An 11,668-nucleotide genomic window follows, 5' to 3' on the forward strand; every position below is an offset into this window, starting at 1 on the left:
AACCGACCATGACCGACACCCCCGGGCTCCCCGCGACCGTATGCGAACTCCCGCTCTCGGTCGGCCAGGAGGCCATGTGGATCTCCTGGCGGCTCGACCCGCAGCAGTGGACGCACATCATCCCGACCCCGTACCGCGTCACGGGCGTCCTCGACACACGGCGGCTGCGCCGAGCCGTCGCCGCGCTCGGCGAGGCGTACCCGCAGCTGCGCGCGCGGGTCGTGGAGGGCCCGGGAGGCCCCCGGCTCAGCTGGGCCGACGCGCCGCCCATCCCGGTGACCGAGCACACCGTCGAGGGCGACCCGGTGAGCGCCGTACGGCGCACCTGGCAGCGTCCGTTCGACCTGACGACGGGCCCGCTGGCCCGGGTCGACGTGCTGCACGGCGACGAGGGGAGCGTGCTGCTGATCGCCGCGCACCACCTGGTCCACGACGGCGCCTCGATCCTGCTGCTGCTGGACGCGCTGCGCCGGGCCTACGCCGGGCAGTCCCTGGCCCCGGCCGACCACATCGGGCCGCTGACCGCCTTCGCCCGGCGCTCGCGCGAACTGGCCGACACCCCCGCCGGCGACGACCGGCGCGCCTACTGGCGCTCGGCGCTCGGCGACGGCACCGGCTTCGAACTGCCCGCGACCGTGGACGAGCCCGGCTACACCGTGCTGAGCACCGAGGTGCCCGCCCCTCTGGTGCCGCGCCTGCGGGCGCGGGCCGAGGAACTCGGCGTGTCGTACTTCACCGTGCTCCTCGGCGCGTACTTCGCGCTGCTGCGCCGCTTCGCGGGCGAGGACGACCTGCTGGCCTCGATCCCGTACCACGGCCGCTCCGCCGTGGAACTGCGCGACAAGGTCGGTTACTTCGTCAACGCCCTGCCCATCCGCCGGCGGGTGGGGGGAACGGAGAGCTACGCCGATCTGATCCGCGCCCTGCGCGGCGACGTCAAGGCGGCGATGGCCAACGGCGACCTGCCGCTGCCCTCGATCCTGCGCGAGGTCGGTCTCACCGGCTGGCAGGCGCACGCGCGCAGCCACCAGACGGTCTTCCAGTACTGGCACGCCGGGCTGCGCCAGGACGTCGACGTGCAGCGGTTCGAGCTGCGGCCGGACGGGGCCCTGGACGGGGCGGGGTGCGTGCTGAGCCTGCTCGACATGGAGAGCAGCGCCGACTACACCCTCGCGGTCATGGTCCGGGAGGACTCCGGCGGCACCCATGTGCTGTGGAAGGACCCCGCCGGGGCCTGCGGCCCCACCATGGTGGCGATGATGGCGGCGCACTACACCGAGGTGCTGACCGCCGTCGCCGCCGACCCGCAGGCGCCCGTGGGTGCGCTCGGCGAGCGCGTCGACACGGTGGCGGGCCCGGTGAACACCCGCGAGGTGGCCGCCCTGCTGCATGACCACCCCGCCGTGCGGCACGCCGTGGTGACGCCGACCGGCGGCGACGCCGAGCTCGCCGCCCGGCTGACCCTCGACCCGGCCGGCGCCGACGTGCCCGTCGAGCGGCTGACCGCCCTGCTGCGCGAGCGGCTCGGCGACCGGGCGCCCCGGGTCCGCTTCGACTTCGGCACGGCCGGCTCCGGCGACACCGTCGCGTCCGAGCAGGTGTCTTCAGCGGACAGTGCCACCACCGCCGTACTGATCGAGCTGTGGCAGGACGTCCTCGGCATCGACGGCATCACCCCCGAGGACTCCTTCTTCGAACTCGGCGGGCACTCCCTGCTCGCCGCCGAACTCGCCGATGCCATCACCCGGCGCCTCGGCCTCGACGTCTCCGTCCGCGCCGTCTTCGAGCACCCCCGCCTGGGCGAGCTCGCCGTCCGGCTCGACGCCCTGCGCGCCCCCGAGCCGGTCGAGGAGGCGGTGGCCGAGGAGCCGCCGTCGTTCCCCGCCTCCGGCTTCCAGGAGCGCATCTGGCTGGCCGAACGGCTGGAGGCAGGGAGCGCCGCGTACAACGTGCCGCTGGCCTGGCGCATACCCGGCGGGCTGGAGCACGGCGCCCTCGCCCGGGCGCTGGCCCTGCTGGTGTCCCGGCACGAGATCCTGCGCACCTCCTTCGTGGAGCACGACGGGCGCCTGCGGCAGGTCGTCGACGAGCCGTGGTCGCCGGAGCCGGAGTTCCTCGACCTGCGCGGCCGCGACGACAGCGAGGAGATCCTGCGCGAGCGGCTGAACCGGCTGGCCCACCACGCGTTCGACCCCGCCTCGGGGCGGCTGCTGACGGCCGCGCTGGTCCAGCTGGGCGAGGACGACCAGGTGCTGTTCGTCTGTCTGCACCACCTCGTGTGGGACGGCGGGTCGGCCGGGGTCTTCCTGCGCGAACTCGCCGACTGCTACGCGGCCGCGGAAACCGGCCCGGCCACGGAAGCCGGCCTGCCCGCGGAAGCCATGGAAGCCGCGGAGGCCGCCGGTGCCGTGCCCGCCGCCGGGGCGCTCCACCCGGCCTCCGCGCACCAGGGCCGGATGGGTTTCATCGACCACTTCGAGCGTGGCGTGGTCTACGACGAGTCGCCCGTCTACCACAACCTGCCGCTGTACGTTCGGCTCGACCGGGCGCCCGAGCCCGAGGCGCTGCGCGCGGCGGTGGCCCGGGCGGAGCTGGCCCACGAGGCGCTGCGGACCAACCTGGTCCTCGTCGACGACCGGATCGCCCAGTGCGTCACCGCCGACGCCCGCATCGCGCCGCAGTGGTTCGAACCGGTGGCCGACCACACCGATGTCGTTCCCGACGCCCTGCGCGTCTGGGCCGCCGAGCCCTTCGACCTGGCCGCCGGACCGCTGCTGCGCGTGGCCGTCCAGCCCGGCGCCGACGGCGGGGCGTGGCTCGCGCTGGCCGGGCACCAGGCGGTGGTCGACCGGGTCTCGCTGACCGTCCTCGCCGAACAGATCCTCGCCGCCCCCGACGCCGCGCCGACCGCCGGCCCCGGTTACCGCGACTGGCTGGAGGCCCTCCCGCAGGACCGCAAGGAGCTCGACCTCGCCGCCCGCGCCGAGGAGCTGCGGGGCGAGATCGACCCGCTGCGCCTGCCCGAGCGGCACCCCCGCGAGGCGGTGCACGTCTACCGGGAGCAGTCCGTCCCGCTGCGTCTGCCCGCGACCCTGCCCCTCGAACGCTTCGCGCGGGAGCGGGGGCTGAGCGAGGAGCAGGTGCTGCTCGCCGCCTTCGCCACCCTGCTGAGCTGGTACTCCGGCCAGGACGAGATGGTGCTCGGCGTCGCCGACGCCAACCGCCGGGACGGGTCCGGCACGGTCGTGGGGCCGCTGGCGAACCTGCTGCCGCTGAGGCTGCGCACCCCGGTCTCGGCCTCGTTCGAGGACCTGGCCGCCGCGACCGGCACCGCGCTCGACCGCGCCCGCAGCCACCCGCTGGCCCCCTTCGACGAGCTCGTGGCCCTGCTCGACCCCGGCAAGGACATGAGCCGGACCGCCCTGTTCGACGTGTTCTTCTGCTACGCCGCCGGGCCGGGCTCCCTCACCCTGCCCGACGGCGGCGAGGCACGGCTCGTCGAGGAGGGCAGCGGCTACGGGAAGTACGACCTGACGCTCTTCCTGCGCCCCGACGGCGCCGTGCCGGCCGGGCGGCTGGTCTTCAACGGCCTGTATTTCGATGAACCTCAGATCCAGCTGATGGCCGAGCACTACGCGCGGCTGCTGGAGCAGCTGCTCGCCGAGCCCGGGCGGCCGGTCGGCGAGGCCGATCCGCTGACCGAGCAGGAGGCGCACACCCAGCTGGCGGTGTGGAACGCCACCGAGGCGCACTATCCGCAGACCACGCTGCACGCGCTGGTGCGCGAACAGGCCGGGAGGCGGCCGCACACGGTGGCGCTGTCCTGCGGGCAGGACCGGCGCGGCTACGGCGAGTTGCAGGCCCGCGCGGAGCTGCTGGCCAGAGGGCTGGTGGCGCGCGGGGTCCGGCCGGGCGAGCTGGTGGCCCTGCTGCTGCCCCGGGGCGTGGCCCAGGTCGAGGCGATGCTGGCGGTCCTGCTGGCGGGGGCTGCGTACCTGCCGATCGACCCGGCGGTGCCGGCCGAGCGGCAGTCGTTCATCCTCACCGATTCCGGCGCCCGCTTCGCGGTGGCCGGTGACGACGCGGCCGGCCGTCTCGGCTTCATGGGCACCGTGGTGACGTCCGAGGAGCTCGCCGCGACGCCCGGCGCCGACGTCGCGGTGCTGCCCGACACCGGTCCCGACTCCCCCGCGTACTGCATCTACACCTCCGGCACCACCGGCCGCCCCAAGGGCGTCGTGGTCAGCCATCGCAACGCCGTCCGGCTGATCGTCAACGACCGCTTCCCCTTCAGCTTCGGTCCCGCCGACGTGTGGACGATGTTCCACTCGTACGCCTTCGACTTCTCGGTGTGGGAGCTGTTCTGCGGGCTGGCTCACGGTGGCCGGGTCGTCATCGTTCCCGAGGAAGAGGCCCGCGACGCCCGGCAGTTCTGGCAGCTGATCCAGCATGAGCGGGTCACGGTGCTCAACCAGACGCCCAGCGCCTTCCGGCAGCTGCTCGCGGTGGAGGAGGAGTCCCCGGCGCCGCTCGACCACCTGCGCTATGTGATCTTCGGCGGGGAGCAGCTCCAGCCCGCGATGCTCGGCGGCTGGCTGGAGCGCCGCCCGCAGGTCCGGCTGGTCAACATGTACGGGATCACCGAGACCACCGTGCACGTGACCGTCCGCACCGTCACCCGGGCCGACGCCGACGCGGACCGCAGTGTGATCGGCACCCCCATCCCGACCACCACCGTCCACCTGGCCGACCCGCGCACCGGCGGCCGGCTGCTGCCGGTGGGGGCCGTCGGCGAGATCCTGGTCGGCGGCGAGGGCGTCACCGCGGGCTACCTGGGGCGCCCGGAACTGACCGCCGAGCGCTTCGTGACCGCCCCGTTCGGCGGGGGCACCCTCTTCCGCAGTGGTGACCTGGCCCGCTACCGCACCGACGGCTCCCTGGAGTACCTCGGCCGCGGCGACTCCCAGGTGCAGCTGCGCGGCTACCGCATCGAGCTCGGCGAGATCCAGTCCTGCCTGCGCGAGCACCCGGCCGTGGCGGACGCCACCGTACTGGTCGAGGACGACCGGCTCGTCGCCTATCTCCAGACCGCCGGCGAGCCGCCGACCGGGGCCCAGCTGCGCCGCCACCTGGGCGCCAAGCTGCCCGAGTACATGATCCCGGCCCGGTTCCGCACCGTCCCGGAGATCCGGCTGACCGTCAACGGCAAGCTGGACACGACGGCCCTGCGCGCCGTCGGCGTGCCGCTGGAGAACGCCGGCACGAGCGAGCCGCGCACCCCGACCGCGCGGACGCTGGCCGCCCTGTGGGCCGAACTCCTGGACGTGCCCTCGGTCGGCGCGGACGACTCCTTCTTCGCCCTCGGCGGGCACTCGCTGCTCGCCGTACGGATGCTGGGCCGGGTCACCCGCGACTTCGGGCCCGCCCTGCCGCTGCGCACCCTCTTCGAGAGCCCCCGGCTCCAGGACTTCGCCGACCTGGTCGACACCCACGCGGGAACGGTCGCCGCTCCCGCCGGCAAGGACGAGCCGTCCGGGCAGCTGCTGCCCGCCTCCGGTTTCCAGGAGCGCATCTGGCTGGCCGAGCGCGCCGCCCCGGACGACGCCCGCTATAACGTGGTGCTCGCCTGGCGCGCCGAGGCCGGGCTCGACGCCGGTCCGCTGCGCGGGGCGCTGGACGACCTGATCCGGCGCCAGGAGATCCTGCGCACCCGCTTCGTGGAGCACGGGGACCGGCTGCACCAGCTCGTCGGCGAGGCGTGGAGCCCCGAGATCGAGCTGCTCGACCTGCGATCCTCCTTCGCGCCCGACGACGGTCTGCGGGACTGGCTCGACCGGGCGGCGCGCCGCCCCTTCGACCCGGCCTCGGGCCGGCTGCTGCGGGTGGCCCTGGCGGACACCGGCGGCACGGACCGCGTCCTGCTGCTCTGCCTCCACCACCTGGTGGTCGACGGCGAGTCGGTCCCGGTGCTGCTGCGTGAACTGGAGCGGTCCTGGAACGCGGTCGCCCAGGGCCGGACGGCCGAGCCGCCCACCGTCCAGTACCGCGACTTCGTGGCCGACCAGGAGGCCGGACGCGACGGCGCCAAGCGCGCCACCGACCTCGCCCACGCCGCCGAACGGCTCGCCGGCGCCCCCGCGTACGCCCGGCTGCCCGAGCCGGCGGTGCCCGGACCGAACGGCGCGGTGGCGATCCCGCTGCCGGCGGACACCATGGAGCGGCTGCGCAGGTTGCAGTCCGAGCAGGGCGTGTCCTGGTTCATGGCCGCCGCCGCGGCGCTGGCCGTCCTGCTCCACCGCTGGACCGGCCGCCAGGACGTCACCTTCGGCGTCCCCGTCTCCACCCGCGACCGCGGCCGCTTCGCCGAACTCCTCGGCCCCTGCCTGGACCTGACGGTGCTGCGGTCGCGTCCCGACGCGGACGCCACGCTGCGGGACGCGGTGCGGGCGATGCGGTCCGAGGTGCTGGAGGCCTTCGAGCACCGCGGCGCCCCCTTCGACGAACTGGTGGAGGCGCTGCGGCCGGAGCGACGGCCGGGCCGGACGCCCTACGCGGACGTCGCGCTGAACATGAACCTGCTCAGTGGCCGACGCACCGTGCTCGGCGGCGGCGAGCTGCGCCCGCTGTTCTTCGACTCCTTCTGGGAGCAGGAGACCAAGTTCGCGCTGACCGTCACCCTCTCCGAGCAGGACGGCGCGCTCTCGGGCGCCTTCTCCTACCGGGGCGACCGGTTCGCCGCCGAGGACGTCCGGCTGCTGGCCGAGGCGTTCGGCCGGCTGCTGGCCGGACTGCCCGAGCTGCTGGACCTGCCCCTGGACGGCCTCGGGCTGCCGACCACCGGTCCCGGGCTGCCGGCCGCCGCCGACGGTGAGCCGCTCCGGCCGCTCCCCGTGGCCGCCTCCGGTGTGACCGCCCCGCGCGGCCGGGTCCAGTACCGGGACTACGTCGCGGCCCAGGAGGCCCGGCGGGACGGCGCCAAGCGCGCCGCCGACCTCGCCCACTGGACCGAGCACCTGGCCGGGGCCCCGCCGTACCTGGACTTCCCCGCGCCCCGGACGAGCGGCCCCAACGGCGCCGTACCGATCCCCCTGGCCGACGGACTGCTGGAGCGCTGGCGTCCGTTGCAGCGGGAGCACGGCTTCACCCCGTACCTGACGGCGGCCGCCGCCCTGGCCACGCTGCTGCACCGCTGGACCGGCACGGACGACGTGGTCTTCGCCGGGCCGCTCGCCCACCGCGACGAGCCGGAGTTCGCCGATCTGCTGGGCCCGTGCCTGGACACGGTCGTCCTGCGGTCGCGTCCCGCCGACGGGGCGACGGTCCTCGACCTGCTGCACGCGATGCGCTCCGAGCTGCTGGGCGCCGTGGAGCACCGGGACGCGCCCTTCGAGGAGATCGTCGACCGCCTCAACCCGCCCCGCCGGCCGGGACGCACCCCGTACGCCGACGTCCAGCTGAGCCTGGAGACCGCGAGTGACCGGCCGCCCACCCTGGCCGGCCGTCCACTGACGCCCTTCGCCTTCGACCGGCAGGGCGCCGGGTTCATCGGCAAGCTCGGGCTGACCGTGGTGCTCACCGTCGACGGCGGCAACCTCAGCGGTGTGCTGACCTACCGGGGCGACCGCTACCGGCCCGCCGACGTGACGCAGTTCGCCGCGCTCCTCGGCCGGATCATGAACACACTGCCGGACCGGCTGCACATGCCGATCGGCGAACTGGACCTGGTCGGCACCGACCTCGTGCCGCTGCGCGCGGCCGAGCGCGGCCCGTCCGCTCCGCCCGTCACCACCGTGCCCGAGCTCGTGGCGCACTGGTGCGCGCTGCAGCCCGGGGCACCGGCGGTGGAGACGGCCGGCGGCACGCTCGACTACCGGCGACTGGCCGAACGCGCCGACGCGCTCGCCGACCGGATCCGTCCGCACCTGCGCGCCACCGATCCCATGGTCGCGCTGGTGCTCGGCCGGGGCGCCGCACTGCCCGTGGCGATGCTGGCCGCGTGGCAGGCCGGGGCCGCGTTCTGCCCGATCGAGCCGGGGCATCCCGCCGACCGGATCGACTTCATCCTGGACGACCTGGACGCCGGCGTCGTCCTGACCGACGACCCGGCGGTGCTCGAGCGGCTCGCCGCCACCGGCCGTCCGGTGCTCGACGTCACCGACACCACGGGCGCCACGGCCACCGCCTCCCCTGTGACCCTGCGCGCCCCCGATCCCGAGTCCGCGGCCTACGTCATCTACACCTCCGGCACCACCGGTCGCCCCAAGGGCGTCACCGTCCGCCACGGCGCCCTCGGCCGGCTGGTGCTGTGGGGCCAGGAGTCGTTCGGCCTCGGGCCGCACGACCGTGTCGCCCAGGTTCTCAGCCCCGGCTTCGACGCCTCGCAGTGGGACATCTGGTCGGCCCTCGGTTCGGGCGGCTGCCTGGTCCCGCTGGAGGGCACGATGATCGCCCCCGAGCTCGCGGGCTGGCTGGACGCGCGGCGGATCTCGACCTGCCTGGTCATGACCCCGCTCGCCGAGGCGATGTGGAACACGGACGCCCCCGCGCCCCGGCATCTGCGCCACCTCCTGGTGGGCGGTGCGGCCTTCACCCAGTGGCCGCCGACCGGTCTCCCCTACCGGGTACGCAATGTCTACGGCCCGACCGAGACCACGGTGTTCGCGCTCCACCACGAGCTCACCGACGGCGAGGAGGGCCCGCTGAACCGGCTCGGCCGGCCGCTCACCGGAGTGGAGGCCCTGATCCTCGACTCCCGGGGCCGGCGCTGCCCGGTCGGTGTGGTGGGCGAGATCTGCCTGGGCGGCGCCCTCGTCGCCGCGGGCTACTGGCGCCGGCCCGAGCTCACCGCCGAACGCTTCCGCCCCACCGGGCCGGACGGCGAACCCGGAGTGGTCTACCGCACCGGCGACCTCGGCCGGCGGCTGGCCGACGGCACCGTTGAGTTCCTCGGCCGCGCCGACCGGCAGGTCAAGGTCCGTGGCTACCGGATCGAACCGGGCGAGATCGAGGCCGTTCTGCTGGCCGAGCCCGAGGTGGCCCTGGCCCGGGTCCAGGCGGACCCGAAGCGCTCTCCGGCGCTCACCGCCTACCTGGTCCCGAGCGCCGAGAAGCGCCCGGAGGCGACGGAGTTGCTCCGGCGGCTGCGTGGCACGCTGCCCGCCTTCATGGTCCCCGAGGCCGTGGTCTGGCTGGACGCGCTGCCGCTCACGCCCAACGGCAAGGTCGACGAGGCCGCGCTGCCCCGGCCGGGGCGCGAGGACCTGGCGACCCGCTCCGACTGGGTCGCGCCCGGCACCGGTCTGGCGCGGCGGATCGCCGCGGTGTGGTCGGAGGTGCTGGGCCTGGCCGAGGTCGGCGCCCACGACAACTTCTACGACCTGGGCGGCAACTCCCTGCTGCTGGCCAAGCTGCACAGCCGGCTGACCGCCGTACTCGAGCGGGACCTGCCGATCTCGCAGCTCTTCGAACACCCGACGGTCGCGACGCTCGCGGACGCCCTCGGCGACCACCCGCAGCCGGCCGGCCGGGTGGGGGCCGACGGCTCCCGGACCCGGATCGACCTGCGCGACCGGGCCGCCCGCTCCCGTAGCGCCGCCGCCGCGCGGCAGGCCCGACGCCGCCGCTGACCACCGCCCCTCCCGGCCCGGGCCGCGCCCCCCGAGACTCCCTCGGGGACGCGGCCCGGGCCCGCGGAGGCCTGGGTTCCGCCTTCATCAACCGAAAGGGACGACATGGAATCGACGACTCCCGCCGCTTCCGCTTCACCGGTCTCGGCGACCGCGGCCCACCACCGGGGCACGCTCCGGACCCTGCTGTGCGCGGAGGTGCTGTCGATGACGGGCTCGCAGCTGAGCGCCGTCGCGCTGCCGTGGTTCGCCCTCCAGAGCACCGGGTCACCCGCCGCCATGAGCAAGGTGATGGCCGCTCAGATGGTCGCCGTCGCGGTCTTCGGCCTGCTGGGCGCCTCGCTCGCGGGACGGCTGGGACCCCGGAAGGTACTGCTGCTCGCCGACACCGCCCGCGCACCGCTGATCGCCCTGGTGCCGCTGCTCCACTCGGCCGGACTCCTCAGCACGCCCATCTTCATGGTGCTGCTCTTCGCGGTCGGTTCGTTCTTCGCCCCCTACGTGGCCAGCCAGCAGGCCATCCTGCCCGCCCTCGTCGGCGACGACGAAAACCTGCTCAGCAAGGCCAACGCCCGTCTCCAGGGCGCCACCCGGCTGACCATCCTCCTCGGCCCCCCGACCGCCGGACTGCTGATCGCGGCGATGGGAGCCCCGGCCGTACTGTTCCTGGACGCGCTCAGCTTCCTGGCCTCCGCGGTGCTGCTCCGCTGGGGCCTGCCGCGCGACCTTCCCCTCACCGTGGCGCCGCGCCGCGGCCGGCTGCGCGACAGCCTGACCGTCCTGCGCCGGAACCGGCTGCTCGGCCACTGGACGCTCGCCCAGATCCTCGGCGAGAGCGCCTGGCAGGCCCTGTTCGCGCTCATCCCGGTCTTCGTCCTGCTGCGGCACGGATCGTCGACCCTGTCCGGTGTGCTGCTGGGCGCCTTCGGCGGCGGTGCGCTGCTGGGCACCTTCCTGGTGGGGCCCGCCCTGCGCCGGCTGTCCAACCTGCGCCTGGCCGTCCTCGGCCGGGCCGGCCAGGGCATCGTCTTCCTGGCGCTGCTGCTCCCGCTCGGACCGGGCGCGTTGACGGCCTTCCTGATCGTGGTGGGCCTGCTGAACGGTGTGTCGAACGCCCCGATGGTCGCGGTGCGCACCGCCGCCATCCCGGCGGCGCTGCGCTCCTCCACCCTCACCGTGATCGCGGCCGGCGCGCTCTCCGGCGGCACCCTGGGCCTGGCGGCGGCGGGCACCGCCGTGGAGTCCGCCGGCATCGAGCGGACGTTCATGGGCCTGGCGATCGTCCAGGCCTGCGGGGCCGCGCTCTTCGTCCTGGGCGCCGCGGCCGCCGCCCGCCCAAGGGAGGAGCAGCGACTCGGTCACGCGACTCATTCGTCCGACTAGGTCGTCGCTACAATGCGCGCATGGCTCATGTCTCCGCGGCCGAGCGCCGCCCTCAGCTGATCAAAGCGGCCATCGACCTCATGACCAGGGAGGGCGTCGCCGCCGGCAGCACGCGTGCCATCGCCACCGAACTCGGCGTCGCGCAGGCCACGGTCCATTACACCTTCGGCACGAAGGCGGACCTGTACCGGGCGGTCATGGAGCAGATCACCGAGGACCTGACCGCGCAGATCGAGCGGGCGGCGCCGGAGGGCGCCGGCTTCGAGGAGACGGTCGTCGCGCTGGCCCACGCCTCCTGGCGCACCGTGCGGGAGGAGACGACCCATTACCGTCTGCTCACCGAGCTGAGCATGCTCGCCCTGCGCACCCCCGGCCTGAGCGAGGCCTACCAGGACTACTACCGGGCGATGGGCAAGGTGACGGCACGGCTGGTGACCGAGGCCGCCGCGCGGACCGGGTACGAGCTCGCCCAGCCGGCGGAGACGATCGCCCGGTTCTTCCTCGCCGGATTCGACGGGCTGACGATGCAACACCTCTACGCGCCGGATGAACTCTCGGAGGACATCGGCCTCCGGGCGTTGATCTCCGCGACGATCGCCCTGGCCGGAGGCCGACTGGAGCTCGCGGAGATGCCGACGGGCTGACAGGCTGACAGAACT

The 11,668-nt window shown here is 74.7% G+C and carries 3 protein-coding genes; all 3 read left to right on the forward strand.

Annotation, left to right across the window (positions count from 1 at the left end; translation table 11 throughout):
- The first annotated feature begins 8 nt into the window (after window positions 1-8).
- Window positions 9-9,626 carry a non-ribosomal peptide synthetase gene (locus RM609_RS03075; RefSeq protein WP_311607700.1) on the forward strand — a complete coding sequence of 3,206 codons (9,618 nt, stop codon included), beginning with the start codon at window positions 9-11 and terminating at the stop codon, window positions 9,624-9,626.
- 105 nt (window positions 9,627-9,731) lie between these two features.
- On the forward strand, window positions 9,732-11,009 hold the full coding sequence (locus RM609_RS03080) for an MFS transporter (protein ID WP_311607701.1): 1,278 nt from the start codon (window positions 9,732-9,734) through the stop codon (window positions 11,007-11,009).
- Window positions 11,010-11,029: 20 nt separating this feature from the next.
- The gene (locus RM609_RS03085; protein ID WP_311607702.1) at window positions 11,030-11,653 is read left to right on the forward strand and encodes a TetR/AcrR family transcriptional regulator; all 624 of its coding nucleotides are present in this window, start codon (window positions 11,030-11,032) and stop codon (window positions 11,651-11,653) included.
- Window positions 11,654-11,668 lie beyond the last annotated feature (15 nt).

The organism is Streptomyces hesseae (assembly GCF_031845785.1).
Classification (GTDB): domain Bacteria; phylum Actinomycetota; class Actinomycetes; order Streptomycetales; family Streptomycetaceae; genus Streptomyces; species Streptomyces hesseae.